The organism is Paraburkholderia heleia NBRC 101817, assembly GCF_000739775.1.
Classification (GTDB): Bacteria; Pseudomonadota; Gammaproteobacteria; order Burkholderiales; family Burkholderiaceae; genus Paraburkholderia; species Paraburkholderia heleia.
The window spans coordinates 162,237-178,955 of sequence record NZ_BBJH01000021.1; the positions used below are offsets into that span (position 1 = coordinate 162,237).

Annotated in this window: 15 protein-coding genes; 1 reads left to right on the top strand and 14 read right to left on the bottom strand. The window is 65.0% G+C overall.

Annotated elements, in window-relative coordinates; all coding sequences use genetic code 11:
* Positions 1-68 precede the first annotated feature (68 nt).
* From BHE01S_RS18400 to BHE01S_RS18465, 14 genes are all read right to left on the bottom strand, one after another.
* A complete protein-coding gene (locus BHE01S_RS18400) occupies positions 69-668 on the bottom strand; it encodes a TetR/AcrR family transcriptional regulator (protein ID WP_042266388.1) in 600 nt (199 codons plus the stop codon).
* 242 nt (positions 669-910) lie between these two features.
* Positions 911-2,299 (bottom strand): phospholipase D-like domain-containing protein, encoded by a 1,389-nt coding sequence (locus BHE01S_RS18405; RefSeq protein WP_042266453.1) that lies wholly within the window; start codon positions 2,297-2,299, stop codon positions 911-913.
* A gap of 7 nt (positions 2,300-2,306) precedes the next feature.
* Positions 2,307-2,792, bottom strand: a complete 486-nt coding sequence (gene nudB, locus BHE01S_RS18410; RefSeq protein ID WP_042266390.1) for a dihydroneopterin triphosphate diphosphatase — start codon at positions 2,790-2,792, stop codon at positions 2,307-2,309.
* A gap of 148 nt (positions 2,793-2,940) precedes the next feature.
* A complete protein-coding gene (gene aspS, locus BHE01S_RS18415) occupies positions 2,941-4,746 on the bottom strand; it encodes an aspartate--tRNA ligase (protein WP_042266391.1) in 1,806 nt (601 codons plus the stop codon).
* A 63-nt stretch (positions 4,747-4,809) separates the two neighbouring features.
* Positions 4,810-5,451, bottom strand: a complete 642-nt coding sequence (locus BHE01S_RS18420; RefSeq protein ID WP_042266455.1) for a DUF502 domain-containing protein — start codon at positions 5,449-5,451, stop codon at positions 4,810-4,812.
* 96 nt (positions 5,452-5,547) lie between these two features.
* A complete protein-coding gene (locus BHE01S_RS18425) occupies positions 5,548-5,907 on the bottom strand; it encodes an FmdB family zinc ribbon protein (protein ID WP_042266392.1) in 360 nt (119 codons plus the stop codon).
* Between the two features lie 220 nt (positions 5,908-6,127).
* A complete protein-coding gene (locus BHE01S_RS18430; protein ID WP_042266395.1) occupies positions 6,128-6,778 on the bottom strand; it encodes a methyltransferase domain-containing protein in 651 nt (216 codons plus the stop codon).
* A 27-nt stretch (positions 6,779-6,805) separates the two neighbouring features.
* Positions 6,806-8,383, bottom strand: a complete 1,578-nt coding sequence (gene ubiB / locus BHE01S_RS18435) for a ubiquinone biosynthesis regulatory protein kinase UbiB (protein WP_042266398.1) — start codon at positions 8,381-8,383, stop codon at positions 6,806-6,808.
* A gap of 18 nt (positions 8,384-8,401) precedes the next feature.
* Complete coding sequence (locus BHE01S_RS18440) at positions 8,402-9,037, bottom strand: ubiquinone biosynthesis accessory factor UbiJ (protein ID WP_042266400.1); 636 nt, start codon at positions 9,035-9,037, stop codon at positions 8,402-8,404.
* A gap of 175 nt (positions 9,038-9,212) precedes the next feature.
* Positions 9,213-10,223: a Tim44 domain-containing protein gene (locus BHE01S_RS18445; RefSeq protein WP_042266403.1), complete on the bottom strand. Its 1,011-nt coding sequence runs from the start codon at positions 10,221-10,223 to the stop codon at positions 9,213-9,215.
* Positions 10,224-10,259: 36 nt separating this feature from the next.
* Positions 10,260-10,991 carry a bifunctional demethylmenaquinone methyltransferase/2-methoxy-6-polyprenyl-1,4-benzoquinol methylase UbiE gene (gene ubiE, locus BHE01S_RS18450; RefSeq protein WP_042266405.1) on the bottom strand — a complete coding sequence of 244 codons (732 nt, stop codon included), beginning with the start codon at positions 10,989-10,991 and terminating at the stop codon, positions 10,260-10,262.
* A gap of 90 nt (positions 10,992-11,081) precedes the next feature.
* Positions 11,082-11,495 carry a gamma-butyrobetaine hydroxylase-like domain-containing protein gene (locus tag BHE01S_RS18455; protein ID WP_042266407.1) on the bottom strand — a complete coding sequence of 138 codons (414 nt, stop codon included), beginning with the start codon at positions 11,493-11,495 and terminating at the stop codon, positions 11,082-11,084.
* A gap of 54 nt (positions 11,496-11,549) precedes the next feature.
* Complete coding sequence (locus BHE01S_RS18460) at positions 11,550-11,984, bottom strand: HIT family protein (RefSeq protein ID WP_042266409.1); 435 nt, start codon at positions 11,982-11,984, stop codon at positions 11,550-11,552.
* A 41-nt stretch (positions 11,985-12,025) separates the two neighbouring features.
* A complete protein-coding gene (locus BHE01S_RS18465) occupies positions 12,026-16,072 on the bottom strand; it encodes a DUF3683 domain-containing protein (protein ID WP_042266411.1) in 4,047 nt (1,348 codons plus the stop codon).
* A 311-nt stretch (positions 16,073-16,383) separates the two neighbouring features.
* Here BHE01S_RS18465 and BHE01S_RS38795 point away from each other — a divergent pair.
* Positions 16,384-16,719: hypothetical protein (locus BHE01S_RS38795; RefSeq protein WP_218000419.1), on the top strand; the 336-nt coding region annotated here is incomplete at its 3' end.

Here is a 16,719-nt window from a genome sequence, read left to right on the forward strand (position 1 = left end):
CTTCTCTCCAAAATTTGAGCTTCGGGTCCCTCGCGCGCCGCCGCGACTTCGATGTTGCGGCCTGGGCGCTACCGGGTCTCGCTCTGATACGAAACAATCAGCCTCTCGAACGCGGCCCACGTATGCTCGACCGCGTCCGGCAGATGCAGGAAGCGGCCGTCATGATGCAGGCCGAGCGTCACGCTATACAGTTCGAAGAGCATCAGCGCGGGATCGGTCTCCTTGCGCAAATGGCCTTCTTCGATTGCCTGCGAAATGGCCCTCAGGAGCGCCGCGCGCCACATCGACACGCTTGCGACCAGCGTCTCGCGCACCTGGCTGTCCGCGCGGTCGTCGTACTCGACGGCCCCGCTGATGTAGATGCAGCCGGTCGTGACTTCGTGAATGCGCTTCTCGAACCATCGCGACAGCATCGCACGCAGACGCGGCAAACCGCGTGGCTCGCGCAAGCTTGGAAAGAAGACTTCTTCCTCGAATCGACGGTGGTACTCGCGCACCACCTCGACCTGCAGGTCTTCCCGGGATCCGAAGTGAGCGAAGACGCCACTCTTGCTCATCTGCATGCGCTCGGCGAGCAGGCCGATGGTCAGGCCTTCAAGGCCATCGCGACCTGCGAGGTCGAGTGCTGCATCCAGAATGGCGGCCCGTGTCTGTTCGCCTTTTCGCATAGCTTTCTTTACCGTAACGATGTGGCCGCGATGTCGCCGTCAACTGCTCATTAACTGCTTACATCTGGGCCTGAATTAAATCGAACGGCCGTACTATTGTTGAGGACAGCCGTCCGCGAAACAAGGACTTTATTAGAAACCGGTTTCTAACCGGTATTCTAATTTTCGGGGTTCGTGCGCCGCGCGCAAGCCGACATTCTCTCGATTGCACGTGCGCGGGTTCATATGGCAGCGTTGTGTTTCTAGTCGTAGCCGCCCACGGTGATGAGCTTCATGAGCGCACGGTAGAACGCCCAGGCGAGCCAGTTCACGGCGCGCACGTGCCACGGCCGCGCCTCGTAACGCGCGCGGTCGATCTGCGCCGCGTCGCCGAACGCGGCGAGGATCTCGCCGCGCAACTGTTCGATCTGCGGATGCTGCACGAGCAGCACGTTGGCCTCGTTGTTGAGCACGAGGCTGAGCGCATCGAGGTTCGAGGAACCCACGGTGCCCCAGCTCGAATCGACGACGGCCACCTTGCCGTGAAGCATCGTTTTTTCATACTCGGCAATCTGCACGCCCGCACTCAGGAGCTGGTGATAGAGGAACGGCACCCCGTAGTCGAGCACCTTGAATTCCTTTCGCCCGACCAGAAGCCTGACCGCCACGCCGCGTTCCGCGGCGCCCACGAGCGCGCGGCGCAGCCGCCGGCCTGGCATGAAGTACGGATTGGCGAGCAGCACTTCCTTGCGCGCCTCGCCGATGGCATCGAGATAAGCTTTTTCGATGGCGCGCCGGTTCACCACGTTGTCGCGCGCGACGAACGCCACGCAGGGCACCTGCGCCGCGCGCGGATCGCGCACGCTCGCGCGAAGGCGCTCGCGCAGACGCGTGAAGAAGCGCTTCGCCCGAGGCGAGCGCACGGTGGGCGCAAGCGCGCGCAGCGCATCGTCGACCATCTGCGTGGGGCGCCCCACCGTGTGGCCGGTGGGATGCGGCGACATGAAGCCCGCGCTCGCGGGCACGCCGGGCGAGACCTGCTGGGGCAGCGGCGGCCGGTAGCCGAGCCGGATACGCCGCCACTGCTGCTCGATCGCGAGACGCACGTCCACGACCACGGGACCGTGCAGCTCAACGGCGAAATCCCAGCGCGCATACGGCAGCCTGTGGCCGTCCTGTTCGAAATCGTCGATCACGTTGATGCCGCCGCAAAAGGCGAACTGATCGTCGATCACGGCGAGCTTGCGGTGCGTGCGCGAAAAGCCGAAGCGCCCGAAGATATGCGGGTTGTAGACGCGGTGCTCCAACCCCGCGCCCGGCCAGGCCTCGAAGAGCGCGATGCGCGGCGAGCCGATGCCATCGGTGATCACGCGCACGCGCACGCCACGCGCCGCCGCGCGCACGAGCGCATCGGAGAGCGCGCGGCCGATGTCGTCTTCGCAGAAGATATAGGTTTCGAGCGCGACGTCGCGCTCGGCGGCGTCGATGCGTTCGATCATCGCGCCGAACAGATCGGCGCTCGAGCCGAACAGACGCACGTCGTTGCCGCTCGTGAAGCGATAGCGCGAACGATAGCGCCGGCCAAGCAACGCCTCGCGCAGCCTCACCACGCGCTGCGATTCAATGCCGGGATCGGTACTGGTTTCGCTCATCTTGCACTCACCCGCGCCCCTCGCGCGCTTCATGCAGCCGCATGGGCAACTGCCGAATGGCCTCGCGGTTCGACCACGAGAAGCACTTCGCCGCCGCCTGCTCGTAGGGCAGCCACACATAAGCCGTATGCTCGCGCGGCGCGAGCGTGACGGCTGTGCCCGTGGGCACTTCCAGGCTGAACCAGTGCTCGGTGTTGCGCGTGACGCCGGGCGCATAGCGATGGCGCCACACGGGATAGATTTCGTACTCGATCTCGTGATGCCAGTCGAGCAGTGCCGCCTGCGGAACGCCCACCGTGCCGACAGCAATACCCGTCTCCTCGCCCACCTCGCGCACGGCGGTTTCGGCGAACGGCTCGTCCGGGCGATCTTTCGAGCCGGTGACCGACTGCCAGAAACCCGGCCGGTCGGCGCGTTCGATGATCAGGACCTCCAGTTGCGGCGTATGGATGACGACGAGTACGGATTCCGGAATCTTCGGCGGCTTCTGCATGGTGATGGAGCGTGGGAGGGAACGCGCGCTGCGCGCTTGCGGCGCGTCTGAAGATAATTTAACGCAAAAAGCAAAAAAGGCGCACGATGCGCCTTTTTTGTTGTTGCGATGCAAAAGCCCTCGCAGGCCTTCGCAGCAGGAGTGCGGCTTACTGCGCCGTCTTCTGCTCGGGCTGACGCAGACGGATGTGCAGTTCGCGCAGCTGGCGTTCGTCCACCGGGCTCGGCGCCTGCGTGAGCAGGTCCTGGGCGCGTTGCGTCTTCGGGAACGCGATCACGTCGCGAATCGAATCGGCGCCGGCCATCATCGTGACGATACGGTCCAGACCGAACGCGATACCGCCATGCGGCGGCGCGCCGTATTGCAGCGCGTCGAGCAGGAAGCCGAACTTCGCACGCGCTTCTTCCGCGTTGATCTTGAGCGCGCGGAACACCTTGCTCTGCACGTCTTCCTGATAGATACGCACCGAGCCGCCGCCGATTTCCCAGCCGTTCAGCACCATGTCGTAAGCCTTGGCGAGGCAGCGGCCCGGATCCGTTTCGAGGTACTCGAGGTGCTCGTCCTTCGGGCTGGTGAACGGATGGTGCGCGGCCACGTAGCGGTTTTCTTCCTCGTCGTACTCGAACATCGGGAAGTCGACGACCCACAGCGGCTTCCAGCCCTTCTCGACGAGGCCGTTGGCCCGGCCGAACTCCGAGTGGCCGATCTTCAGACGCAGTGCGCCCAGGCTGTCGTTCACGACCTTCGCGCGGTCTGCCGCGAAGAAAATGATGTCGCCGTCCTGCGCGCCGGTGCGCTCGAGAATCGCGGCAATCGCGGCGTCGTGCAGGTTCTTGACGATCGGGCTTTGCAGACCGTCACGGCCCTTCGCCGCTTCGTTGACCTTGATCCACGCGAGACCCTTCGCGCCGTAAATGCGCACGAATTCGGTGTAGCCATCGATGTCGCCGCGCGACAACTCGCCGCCCTTCGGCACGCGCAGCGCCGCGACGCGGCCGTCCTTCGTGTTGGCCGGGGCGCTGAAAACCTTGAAGTCGACGTCCTTCATGGCGTCTGTCAGCTCGGTGAATTCGAGCTTCACGCGCAGGTCCGGCTTGTCCGAACCGAAGCGGCTCATGGCTTCCGCGTAGGGCATGATCGGGAACTTCGCGTCGAGGTCGACGTCGATCGTTTCCTTGAACACGTGACGCGCCATGTCCTCGAACAGGTCGCGGATTTCCTGCTCGCCGAGGAACGACGTTTCGCAGTCGATCTGCGTGAATTCGGGCTGACGGTCGGCGCGCAGGTCTTCGTCGCGGAAGCACTTGACGATCTGGTAGTAACGATCGAAGTTCGCCACCATCAGGAGCTGCTTGAAGAGCTGCGGCGACTGCGGCAGCGCAAAGAACTGACCGGCGTTCACGCGCGACGGCACGAGATAGTCGCGCGCGCCTTCCGGCGTGCTCTTCGTGAGCATCGGCGTTTCGATGTCGATGAAGCCGAGCGCGTCGAGATACTTGCGCACCGCCATCGTCACGCGGTAGCGCAGACGCAGGTTGTGCTGCATCTGCGGACGGCGCAGGTCGAGCACGCGATGCGTGAGGCGCGTGGTTTCCGAGAGGTTGTCGTCGTCGAGCTGGAACGGCGGCGTGACCGACGCGTTGAGCACCACGATCTCGTGGCACAGCACTTCGATCTTGCCGCTCGTGAGGTTCGCGTTGACGGTGCCTTCCGGACGATTGCGAACGAGACCCTTGACCTGCACGCAGAACTCGTTGCGCACGCCCTCGGCGATCTTGAACATTTCCGCGCGGTCCGGATCGCAGACGACCTGAACGAGGCCCTCGCGGTCGCGCAGGTCGATGAAGATGACGCCGCCATGGTCGCGGCGGCGCTGCACCCATCCGCACAGCGAAACAGTTTGGCCCAGCAGCTGTTCGGTCACCAGACCGCAGTATTCAGATCTCATCGACATGATGTTCGTCTTTCGTTATGCATGAATGAACGGGACCGGCGCGCGGCAGCGCGTCGTCCGGTATTAAAGCGGAGGATCGATGGGGCGGCGTGGTGAGGTTGCCGGCGCGACCACGCCCATCGAAACAATATACTTGAGCGCGGCGTCGACGGTCATGTCCAGCTCGACCACCTCGCTCTTTGGCACCATCAGGAAAAATCCCGACGTCGGATTCGGCGTAGTCGGGACATACACGCTCACGTGATCTTCCTGCAGGTGGTTGACCACGTCGCCGCCGGGAATACCGGTGAGAAACGCGATCGTCCACGAACCCTTGCGCGGGTATTCGATCAGGAGCGCTTTGCGAAAGGCATTGCCGTTGCTCGAAAGCAGTGTATCGGAAACCTGCTGGATGCTGCCGTACAGCGGTCCGATGATCGGAATGCGGCGCACCAGCGCGTTCCACCACTCCACCAGCTTCTGGCCGATGAAGTTGTGCGTGAGCAGACCGACCCCGAAGATGAACGCGAGCGTGAGCACCGCGCCGAGTCCCGGCAGGCGCACGCCGAACATGCGCTCCGGCCGCCACGATTCGGGCAGCAGCAGCAGCGTCTGATCCATCGTGCCGATGACGAGGTTCAGCACCCACAGCGTGATGGCCAGCGGCACCAGCACCAGCAGGCCGGTCAGGAATACCGATTTGAACGTCGCTTTCTTGATCGTCATGTACACCGCCATGCGGGGCCGCGCGGCAAACGGGCTGCCGGCACGGCTTCGGCGCGGCGCGGATCCCGCAGATGCAGGAGTCGCGCCGCAGGTTTTTCAGGTCGAGGCAGCTGCCGGGCCGGGCGTGCTCGCCGGGCTGCTCGTGGTGCTCGCGGCTGCGCCCGAATCGCCGGAAGCGCTCGCGGCGGCTTCGCCGGCCGGCTTGCTGCCCTCCGACGACGCGTTTTCGCCGGCCGCCTTCGCGCCGGTCGCCGCAGTGCTCTTGCCGCCATTGCCGCCGCGGAAATCGGTGACGTACCAGCCCGAACCCTTCAGCTGGAAGCCCGCTGCGGTGACCTGCTTGCGAAACGTGTCCGCGCCGCAGCTCGGGCACTGCGTCAGGGGCGCATCGCTCATCTTTTGGAGCACGTCCTTGTCGAAGCCGCACGACTCGCAGCGATAAGCGTAGATCGGCATGATCTCTATCCTGATGAAAATCTGATAATTGCTTGCAAAGCCTTGAATTATAGCCGCAAACCCAGGATCGCCCCTGGCATTTACCGGGGTGGGGTGTCCATCGGGGATGGGTCGAAGGGTTGCAGCCGCCTCGGGACAGATGAGGGCAGGTTGGGCGCACATCAAGAGCGCGCGCGGCCATGCAAGGCGGCGCGCGCATGGCGTGAGCGCGTCGGACAGCTCAAACGCGGGGCGGCGCGACGTCGTTGCGGCGCCACACGAGCCAGCGCTCGCGCCCGGCGAACACGGGCAGCGAGTCGGCCACGGGCTGATCGTCGGCCAGCGTGAAGTACGGCGTGAGCAAGGCGTCGAGTTCGCCGCGCGCGATGGCGAACGGCGGCCCCTTAGGCGTCTCGCCGATGAAGAAGTAGCCCGCGAGCAACGCGCCGGGCTGCAACAGCTGGGCCATGCGGGCGGCGTAGCTCGCGCGCTGGGCTTTGGGCAGCGCGCACAGGAACGCGCGCTCGAACACCCAGGCCGGCACGAATGGCGGCGTGTAGGCGTAGAAGTCCGCCTCTTCGACGACGCCGGCGTACTGCCCCAACGCCGTACGCGCGCTCGCGACCGCGGCTGGCGCGAAGTCGATGGCGCGCACCGCGCGGCCGCGCTCGGCGAGCCAGCGTGCCTCCCAGGCGTTGCCACAGCCCGGAATCAGCACGGCGGCCTCAGGATGCGCCGTGGCGAACGCTTCGAACTGGCGCTGCACGCCCGCCTGATCCCAGGGCGTGTAACCGCGCACGAAGCGTTCATCCCAGAATGACGGCGACGCCGGGTCGCGGGTTTCGAACTCGGGCACGTCGCCCGGTTGCGGCGGCAGGGTCGGGTCGCTCATCGTCTCACTCCTTGTTCTCGTGGTCCGTCAGCCGCCGTAGGCGAACGCGAGCCACACGCGTGCCGCCACCATGCCCACGCCCACGGCCACGCCGAACACCAGCAGGCCCTGCAGCAGGCGGTTCGTGCGGCGTTGCTCGGCGAGCATTGCGCGGATCGTCTCATCGTTCGCGAAACCGCCCGGCTCCTGGCGGTGCAGCAGCGCCTGGTGCACGAGGCGCGGCAATTGCGGCAGCGTCTTGCTCCATTGCGGCGCTTCGATCTTGAAGCGCTCGTACCAGCCGCGCAAGCCGATCTGCTCGGTCATCCAGCGCTCGAGATAAGGCTTCGCCGTTTTCCAGAGATCGAGCTCCGGATCGAGCGAGCGCCCGAGGCCCTCGACATTGAGCATGGTTTTTTGCAGCAGCACGAGCTGCGGCTGGATTTCCACATTGAAGCGCCGCGAGGTCTGGAACAGGCGCAGCAGCACCTGGCCCAGCGAAATGTCCTTCAGCGCCCGGTCGAAATACGGTTCGCACACGGCGCGAATCGCGCTTTCCAGCTCTTCCACGCGCGTATGGGGCGGCACCCACCCCGATTCGATATGCAGCGTCGCCACGCGGTGATAGTCGCGCTTGAAGAAAGCGAGAAAATTCTGCGCGAGGTAGTTCTTGTCGAAGTCCGACAGCGCGCCGACGATGCCGAAATCGAGCGCGATATAGCGGCCGAAATGCGCGGGATCGAGGCTCACCTGAATGTTGCCGGGATGCATGTCGGCATGAAAGAAGCCGTCGCGGAACACCTGCGTGAAGAAGATCTCGACGCCCTCGCGCGCGAGCTTCGGAATGTCCACACCCGCCGCGCGCAGCTTGTCCACCTGGCTGATCGGCACGCCGACCATGCGCTCCATCACGAGCACGTTGGCCGTGCTGAATTCCCAGTACATTTCCGGCACGAGCAGCAAGTCGAGGCCCGCGAAATTGCGGCGCAACTGGCTGCCGTTGGCGGCCTCGCGCATCAGGTCGAGTTCGTCGTGCAGGTACTTGTCGAATTCGGCCACCACTTCGCGCGGCTTCAGGCGCTTGCCGTCGGCCCACAGGCGCTCGGCCCACACGGCGATGTCGCGTAGCAACGCGAGGTCGGAATCGATCACCGGACGCATGTTCGGGCGCAGCACCTTGACCGCCACCGGCTTGCCCGCGTGCTGACCCGACTTCACCTTGGCGAAGTGCACCTGGGCAATCGACGCGCTCGCCACCGGCACGCGCTCGAACTCGTCGAAGATCGTGTCGACGGGCGCGCCCAGCGACTTTTCGATCAGGCCGATCGCCACGTTCGAATCGAACGGCGGCACCTGGTCCTGCAGCTTCGCAAGCTCGTTGGCGATATCGGGGGGCAGCAGATCGCGCCGGGTAGACAGCACCTGGCCGAATTTCACGAAGATCGGGCCGAGGCTTTCCAGCGCGAGACGCAGACGCAAGCCGGGCGGGTCGTCGAAGCGACGGCCGATCGTGGTGATGCGCAGGATGAGCGCCACGCGCCGGTCGTTGATCCGGCTCAACATCATCTCGTCCAGGCCGAAGCGGATGACGGTGAAGAAAATCTTGAGGAAACGCAGAAAACGCATGTCTGAGGGGCCTGTTGACTAGCGCGAGCCGCGCGGCGCAGCGCTTTGGCTCCCGCCGCCGGCCAGTGATTTTTGTTCGAGCCGCTCGATGCGCTTTTCCACGCGCGCCAGCGCATCGCGTGCGCGCGACAGCTCCTCGTTGAAGCCGTCGAGTTCGGCGCGCCGCACGAGCTGCGGATTTTCGTCGAGCAGATATTCCGTGACCGAGCCGAGCACGTTGCGCCCGGCTCGCAGGGCCTGCTCGCCCGCGGCGCGCGCGAGCGTGGCAATGCGTGAAGCCGGCGCGTCGCCAATGAGCTTCGCGAGGTCCTCTTCGGGCTCCCAGCGCAGATGCTCGGCGAGCTTGCCGATGACCTGCGCAAACTCGGCATCGCCCTCGATCTTCACGTGCTTCATCACGGCGGCCTGGCCGCCCTGCATGAACGAAGAGAGCGCGCCTGCGGGCAGCGACAGCGTCACATCGACTTCGCCCGCATCGTGGTCCTCGACCGCGCCCAGATAGCCGTCCGGCTGCACGAGCAGCGTGAGCACGACGGGCGGGCATGTGAGACGGACCGTCTTGCCAGCATAGTGGGCGAGACGTTCGCGTGCCCACGTTTCGCGGGCGAGCAGGTGATTGACGGCAGCAGCGAAGGGCTTGGCGGCAAGAGTCATCGGCATGAAATAAGAAAACCCGCACGGGCACAAGCCCGGGCGGGTTCCTATTGTAACGTTCGTAACGTTCGAGCCACAGGATCGCGCCGCGGCCCTGCCCTGTCCAACGCGGCGCCCGCAAGGCACCGCCCCGCGATCTGGATCAAGTCAAGAGACGCTCGGCCCGAGTCCCGACTCAGTGAGATTCGACCTGCTGGATGCCCGCGAGCAGCCAGCCTTCGCCCGAGGTGCGCGACTTCGAGAGATTCCACACCTCGACGAACGGCGCGGCCGGCTCGCCCATGGCCTCGCGAATCAGGCCGGAGAAGCGCACGCTCGCAAGGTATTCGCTGCCGCGTTCTTCCACGCCGAGCAGGTCCGCGTTGAGCTGCACGACGTCGGTCTGGTTGGGCTGCGCGCCGCGGCCCGCGAGGTCGACGCGGATTTCGGCAAACATCTCGGGGGTCGTGAATTCGCGGATGTCGTCCATATTGCCGGCATCCCACGCGGCCTGCAGGCGCACGAAGTAGACCTTCGCATTGCGCACGAAGGCTTCCGTGTCGAAGCCGGCGGGGATGGCAGACGGCGTGTCGATGTGCGGCGTGGTCAGAGGATTGGCTTCAGGCGCGAGGTACTGTCCCGTGGGCGGTGCGGTATAGCGAGGCTCCTGCGGCTGATACCCGCCCGACGACGTGTTCAGGCTGTTCGACGCGTACCCGCCCTGGTACGCGGGTTCCGCGGCACGGCGGCGGCTCATGAACTTGCGGATCAGCCAGACGGCGATAAAGGCAATGATCGCGATCACGATCATGTTGGCCATCATGCCGGCAAACGCCTCACCGAGACCGAAGTGCGAAAGCAGCGCGGCAATGCCGAGACCGGCCGCGAGGCCCGCGATCGGCCCAAGCCAGCGATTGCGTGCCGGTGCGGGCGCGGGCGTGGGCGCCGGCGTGCCGGGAGCGCGCTGGGCGCCGGCCTGCTGAGCGGGATTCGTGGGGCTGGGCTGGGCCGGCGGCGGCGTGGTGCTGCGCTGCGAGGCCACCGACGACTGCTTGCCGAAACTGCGGCCGCCACCCATGCGGCGAGCCTCTGCATCGAACGACGCGAGGCTGCCGGCAATCATCACGCCGGCAAGGGTCAGCACGCCGATTCGTCTGGCCCACGATATTGAAAGCTTTCTGGAAGCATCGATTCTGGGCTCAGACATAGCGGAAATTCCTTTAAAGACAGTGATTTGGGAACACTAATACTTTGTGCCGATGTGTAAGGCTACCACGCCAGCTGACAAATTGTAATATTTGACGGCTTCGAGGCCGACTTGTTCCATCATCGTCTTGAGTGTTTCCTGGTCCGGATGCATGCGGATCGATTCCGCGAGGTACTGGTAGCTGTCCGCGTCCTGTGCAAAGCGCCGGCCGAGCCACGGCAGCACCTTGAACGAATACACGTCATAGGCCTTCTTGAGCGGCTCCCAGACCTTCGAGAATTCGAGCACGAGCACGCGGCCACCCGGCTTGAGCACGCGGCGCATTTCGGCGAGCGCGGTGTCCTTATGCGTCATGTTGCGCAACCCGAAAGCCACGGTCACCACGTCGAAGTAGTTGTCCGGAAAGGGAATTTTCTCGGCGTCGCACAGAAGCGCCGGCGTGATCACGCCGTTGTCGATGAGGCGGTCGCGGCCCACGCGCAACATCGATTCGTTGATGTCGGTATGCCAGACTTCGCCCGTCGGGCCCGCCTTCTTCGCGAACGCCATGGAAAGGTCGCCGGTGCCGCCGGCGATATCGAGCACCTTGGCGCCGGGCCGAATGTTCGCCTGCGCGATCGTGAACGCCTTCCACGCGCGGTGCAGCCCGCCCGACATCAGATCGTTCATCAGGTCGTAGTTCGAGGCGACCGAGTGAAACACGCCGGCCACCTTCTTCGCCTTGTCCTGTTCGTCGACTGTCTGATAGCCGAAGTGGGTTTTGCTCATCGCGCTCGTCCTTTCGCGGAAGGGTGTTCTATTGGGGTGCTGCGCCGCGTCTGTCCGAGAAGCGGCGGGGCTGGATCGTAACAGGAAGCGTCAGTGGCAGTGGCCGTGCGCTGCAGGGGGCGCGGCCATGGGGGCGTCGCGCTCGACGCCCGCCGCCTTCAGTCTGGCGAAATATTGCGCCCAGAGTTCGTCCTGGCGCGTGGCGAGCTCGTAGAGCTGGTCCCACGAGTAGATGCCGGTGTTGTGGCCGTCGGAGAAGGTGGGCTGCAGCGCGTAGTTGCCGACCCCTTCAAGCGCCGTAATCGTCACCTCGCGCTTGCCCGTCTGCAGCGTTTCCTGGCCGGGGCCGTGCCCGCGCACCTCCGCGGAGGGCGAATACACGCGCATCAGCTCGAAGGGCACGCGGTAGCTCTGCCCGTTCGCATACTGGAGTTCCAGCACGCGCGAGACGGCGTGCACCACGACGCCGGTTGGCACCGGCGTATCGGATTTCAGTCCACTCATGATCGTTCCTGCTGTTGGACGCGCATTGGAGGCTCATTGCAGCTCGCTCTGGCCTTAAGCCTGCGAAGCCTGCTCCATTTCCTGGCGCACTGCGTCGCGCAGCAGCGTGGCCTGCGCGCGGCGCTGGCCCAGCATCGCCTCGGACACCGTGCGCTGACGCGGCGCCCAGACGGGCAGCGGGAAATGGGCGTCGTTCGTGAAGCGCGGAATGACGTGCCAGTGCACGTGCGGCACCTGGTTGCCGAGGCTCGCCAGATTCACCTTCGAAGGCTGCATGACACGGCGCAGCGCACGCTCGACGGCATAGACGGCCCGCATCAGGTGTTCCCGGTCGGCCGCGCCCAGGTCCGAGAATTCGGCAACGTGCGCATTCCAGATGACCCGGCAAAAGCCGGGATAGTCGGCCTCGGCCGTCGCGAGCACGACGCGCATGCGCTCGTCCTGCCACAGCACATCGCCGCCTTCCTCACTGCAGAATATGCATGTCATCGTCGTCCCCGAACCCGTTCACGGAAAATGGCGCGCTGCCATTAGACCAGCACGCGCTCGATTCCGCCATTGTTCGCGCTCTGAACGTAGTCCGCCATCCAGTTTTCGCCAAGTATGTGGCGGGCGATTTCCACCACGATGTAGTCGGCTTCGACGTTGGCGTCTTCGTTGTACCGCGACAGCCCCTGGAGGCACGACGGGCAGCTCGTCAGAATCTTGACGTCCTGCGTCGTACCCTGCCCGCCCGCTTCCTGCGGCGTAGCCGGCTGCACCCCGTTCGCACCGTTGCCGACGATCGGAATGCCGCGCAGCTTCGCCGCGCCCTTGCGGATTTCCTCTTCCTTGCGGAAACGCACCTGCGTCGAAATGTCCGGGCGCGTGACGGCCAGCGTGCCCGATTCGCCGCAGCAGCGGTCGTTCTTCTCGATCCTGTAGCCGTCGTGCTCAGCACCCATCAGCTCATTGACGAGCTTGACCGGGTCCATCGTCTTGATCGGCGTGTGGCACGGGTCGTGGTACATGTAGCGCGTGCCGGTCACGCCATCGAGCTTGATCCCCTTCTCGAGCAGGAACTCGTGGATGTCGATGATGCGGCATCCCGGGAAAATCTTGTCGAATTCATAACCCGCGAGCTGGTCGTAGCACGTCCCGCACGACACCACGACGGTCTTGATGTCGAGGTAGTTGAGCGTGTTCGCCACGCGGTGGAACAGCACGCGGTTATCGGTGACGATCTTCTCGGCCTTGTCGTACTGGCCCGAGCCCCGCTGCGGATAGCCGCAGCACAGGTAGCCCGGCGGCAGCACGGTCTGCACGCCCGCTTCCCAGAGCATGGCCTGGGTGGCGAGGCCCACTTGCGAAAACAGACGCTCCGAGCCGCAGCCCGGGAAGTAGAACACCGCTTCCGAATCGACATTCGTCGTCTTCGGATTGCGGATGATCGGCACGATCTTGTTGTCTTCGATGTCGAGCAGCGCGCGCGCCGTCTTCTTCGGCAGGTTGCCCGGCATCTTCTTGTTGACGAAGTGGATCACCTGCTCGACCACGGCCGGCTTGCCCGTGGACGCGGGCGGCTGCGCCGTCTGCTTCTTCACGAACTTCTTCAGCACGTCATTGCCAAGGCGCTGCGCCTTGTAACCCACGCCCATCATCGCGGTGCGCGCGAGATTGATGGTCTGCGGGTTCGTGGCGTTCAGGAAGAACATGCCCGCCGCGTTGCCCGCGTTGAACTTCTTCTTGCCCATCTTGCGCAGCAGATTGCGCATGTTCATGGTCACGTCGCCGAAGTCGATCTTGACCGGGCACGGCGTCACGCACTTGTGGCAGACCGTGCAGTGGTCCGCTACGTCGTTGAACTCGTCCCAGTGCTTGATCGACACGCCGCGGCGCGTCTGCTCTTCGTACAGGAACGCCTCGACCAGCAAGGAAGTCGCGAGAATCTTGTTGCGCGGGCTGTAGAGCAGGTTCGCGCGCGGCACGTGGGTCGCGCACACGGGCTTGCACTTGCCGCAGCGCAGGCAGTCCTTCACCGAATCGGCAATCGCGCCGATGTCGGACTGCTTCATGATGAGCGACTCGTAGCCCATCAGGCCGAACGACGGCGTGTAGGCGTTGCGCAGGTCGGCGCCTTCGAGCAGCTTGCCCGCGTTGAAGCGGCCTTGCGGATCGACGCGTTGCTTGTAGGCGCGGAACTCGGCGATCTCGTCATCCGTGAGGAATTCGAGTTTCGTGATGCCGATGCCGTGCTCGCCCGAGATCACGCCGTCGAGCGAACGCGCGAGCTTCATGATGCGCGCCACCGCGTGGTGCGCGTCCTGCAGCATCTCGTAGTTGTCCGAGTTGACCGGCAGGTTCGTGTGCACGTTGCCATCGCCGGCGTGCATGTGCAGCGCCACGAACACGCGGCCGCGCAGCACCTTCTTGTGGATCGCCTGAGTCTCGTCGAGGATCGGCTTGAATTCGCCGCCGTTGAAGATCTTGCGCAGTTCCGCGCGGATCTCCTGCTTCCACGAGATGCGCACCGTGCGGTCCTGGGTCACGTGGAAGACGTTGGCGTCGGGCTGCGCGTCCACGCGGTCGGCGAACTTCTCCGCCAGCGACTCGTAGCCCAGCTGCACGAGATAGTGCTGCGCCTCGCGCAACGACATGTCGAGCTTCTCGCCCACGAAGGTCCAGCGCTCACGCACGCGCTTGAGCAGGTCGAGCGCCTGCTGAACGCGGTCTTCGAGCAGTTCCGCCGAGGGAATCTCGTTTGCGTCGTCCGTCTTGCCGAGCGGCAGCTTGCCCGCCTTGAAAAACGCTTCGAGCGCGTCGACCAGCTGCAGCTTGTTCTTGATCGACAGCTCGATGTTGATGCGCTCGATGCCGTCCGTGTACTCACCCATGCGGTTAAGCGGGATCACGACGTCTTCGTTGATCTTGAACGCGTTGGTGTGCTTCGCAATGGCGGCCGTGCGGCTGCGGTCGAGCCAGAAGCGCTTGCGGGCCTCGGCGGACACCGCGACGAAGCCTTCGCCGCTCTTGCCGTTGGCCATGCGGATCACTTCCGAGGTCGCGGCCGCCACGGCATCGGCGTCGTCGCCGACGATATCGCCGATCAGCACCATCTTCGGAAACGCGTTGCGCTTGCTCTTGGTCGCGTAGCCCACGGCGCGCAGGTAGCGCTCGTCGAGGTGCTCGAGGCCCGCGAGAATCGCCCCGCCCTGCTTCGACGTTTCGAACAGGTAGTCCTTGATCTCGACGATGCTCGGAATCGCCTCGCGCGCCTGGCCGAAGAACTCCAGGCACACCGTGCGCGTATGCGCGGGCATCTTGTGCAGTACCCAGCGCGCGGACGTGATAAGCCCGTCACAGCCTTCCTTCTGCACGCCCGGCAGGCCGGCGAGGAACTTGTCGGTGACGTCCTTGCCGAGGCCTTCCTTGCGAAAGCGCTTGCCTTCGATCTCGAGCGATTCGGAGCGCAGCAGCTTTTCGCCCGGCGCGTATTCGCCGTCGAACCACTTCAGCTCGAAGCGCGCCACGGCAATGTCGTGGATCTTGCCCATGTTGTGGTCAAGACGCGTGACCTCGAGCCAGTTGCCCTCGGGGTCGACCATGCGCCACCAGGCGAGATTGTCGAGCGCCGTGCCCCACAGCACCGCCTTCTTGCCGCCCGCGTTCATCGCGACGTTGCCGCCGATGCAGGACGCATCGAGCGAGGTCGGATCGACTGCGAAGACGAAGCCTGCGGCGTCGGCGGCCTCGGTCACGCGGCGCGTGACCACGCCCGCGCCCGAGAAAATCGTCGCGACCTTGCGGTTCACGCCCGGCAGGTCGGTCATCTCGACAGGGCCGAGCTGTTCGAGCTTTTCGGTATTGATGACGGCCGAGAACGGCGTGAGCGGCACTGCACCGCCCGTGTAGCCCGTGCCGCCTCCGCGCGGAATCACGGTGAGACCGAGTTCGAAACAGGCCTTGATGAGGCCGGCGATTTCGGCTTCGGTATCGGGCGTGAGGACCACGAACGGATATTCCACGCGCCAGTCGGTCGCGTCGGTCACGTGCGAGACGCGCGCGAGGCCGTCGAAGCGGATGTTGTCCCTGGCCGTGCGCTTGCCGAGCACCTTCGTCGCGCGGCGGCGCAGGTCGGCCATCTTCTCGAATTCGCCCGCGAAGGCGTCGATGGCGCGGCGCGTGGCGCCGACCAGCTTTTCCACGCGTGCGGCGCGGTCCACGCCTTCCTTGCCTGTGTGCTCCTGCAGGTCGGCGCGGCGGCGCTTCTCGATTTCGGCGAGGCGGTGGTTCAACGCCTCGATCAGGAGCGCGCGGCGCTTCGGATTGTCGAGCAGATCGTCCTGCAGATACGGGTTGCGCCGCACGACCCAGATGTCGCCCAGCACCTCGTAGAGCATGCGTGCCGAGCGGCCGGTGCGGCGCTCCGCGCGCAGTTCGGCGAGCGCGTTCCATGCCTCTTCGCCAAGCAGGCGGATGACGATTTCGCGGTCCGAGAAAGACGTGTAGTTATAGGGAATCTCGCGCAGGCGCGGTTCGATGTCGGCGGCCACGGCGGCGGCGGCGCCGTGAGGATCGAAAACTTGAGGTGCGTTCATGGTTGGACGACTCTTTGGGCCAGCCCCGCGCACGGCTCGCGGCCGCTACGACGGATACTGACGGGGCGCGTGGGGCGCTATTCTGAAATCGTGTCCGCCTGTGGCAGGCTGCGGACGAAAGGGGTGGGGAGGCACATGGCGGCAACGCTCACGCCGATGGTTCCCCGGCGCTCGGATTTAGCGACACGATCGTGCGTGGCGGGCGTGCCGCTGCGCCGCCGGGCGGGTTACGCGCCGTGCGGGCATCAAATGGGCTGTCCGAGGTTGCCAGTGCATCATCCGATCCTTGTTTCAAAAAAGGATTTTACCGCATGATCCGCACCCGCGCTGACGCTGCGTGGGGACCGGGCGGACACATGAGATTCACCTGCGTTGCCGGACGACTCGCGCCGGATTGCGCCCGCTTTGACGATGATTTGCCTTCCGGCCGGTCGGCGAATCGCGCCGCCGGTATACGCGCGCCGGTACGCCCGCTCCGGTACGCCCGCTCCGGTACGCCCGCTCCGGTATACCCGCTCCGCCAGCGCCGGAGCCGTTGGCGCTATCATTTACGCTTCCCCGCCCTGAACCCGCGCCCGGCGCGCCCTCGCATGGCCTCCCACGACGATTACCTGAAGAAAATCCTCACCGCCCGCGTCTACGATGTT

Bases quoted from the DNA above. Each gene is read 5' to 3' on its own strand.
- BHE01S_RS18400 (WP_042266388.1), bottom strand. From the start codon at position 668: ATGCGAAAAGGCGAACAGACACGGGCCGCCATTCTGGATGCAGCACTC.
- BHE01S_RS18405 (WP_042266453.1), bottom strand. From the start codon at position 2,299: ATGAGCGAAACCAGTACCGATCCCGGCATTGAATCGCAGCGCGTGGTG.
- nudB (WP_042266390.1), bottom strand. From the start codon at position 2,792: ATGCAGAAGCCGCCGAAGATTCCGGAATCCGTACTCGTCGTCATCCAT.
- aspS (WP_042266391.1), bottom strand. From the start codon at position 4,746: ATGTCGATGAGATCTGAATACTGCGGTCTGGTGACCGAACAGCTGCTG.
- BHE01S_RS18420 (WP_042266455.1), bottom strand. From the start codon at position 5,451: ATGACGATCAAGAAAGCGACGTTCAAATCGGTATTCCTGACCGGCCTG.
- BHE01S_RS18425 (WP_042266392.1), bottom strand. From the start codon at position 5,907: ATGCCGATCTACGCTTATCGCTGCGAGTCGTGCGGCTTCGACAAGGAC.
- BHE01S_RS18430 (WP_042266395.1), bottom strand. From the start codon at position 6,778: ATGAGCGACCCGACCCTGCCGCCGCAACCGGGCGACGTGCCCGAGTTC.
- ubiB (WP_042266398.1), bottom strand. From the start codon at position 8,383: ATGCGTTTTCTGCGTTTCCTCAAGATTTTCTTCACCGTCATCCGCTTC.
- BHE01S_RS18440 (WP_042266400.1), bottom strand. From the start codon at position 9,037: ATGACTCTTGCCGCCAAGCCCTTCGCTGCTGCCGTCAATCACCTGCTC.
- BHE01S_RS18445 (WP_042266403.1), bottom strand. From the start codon at position 10,223: ATGTCTGAGCCCAGAATCGATGCTTCCAGAAAGCTTTCAATATCGTGG.
- ubiE (WP_042266405.1), bottom strand. From the start codon at position 10,991: ATGAGCAAAACCCACTTCGGCTATCAGACAGTCGACGAACAGGACAAG.
- BHE01S_RS18455 (WP_042266407.1), bottom strand. From the start codon at position 11,495: ATGAGTGGACTGAAATCCGATACGCCGGTGCCAACCGGCGTCGTGGTG.
- BHE01S_RS18460 (WP_042266409.1), bottom strand. From the start codon at position 11,984: ATGACATGCATATTCTGCAGTGAGGAAGGCGGCGATGTGCTGTGGCAG.
- BHE01S_RS18465 (WP_042266411.1), bottom strand. From the start codon at position 16,072: ATGAACGCACCTCAAGTTTTCGATCCTCACGGCGCCGCCGCCGCCGTG.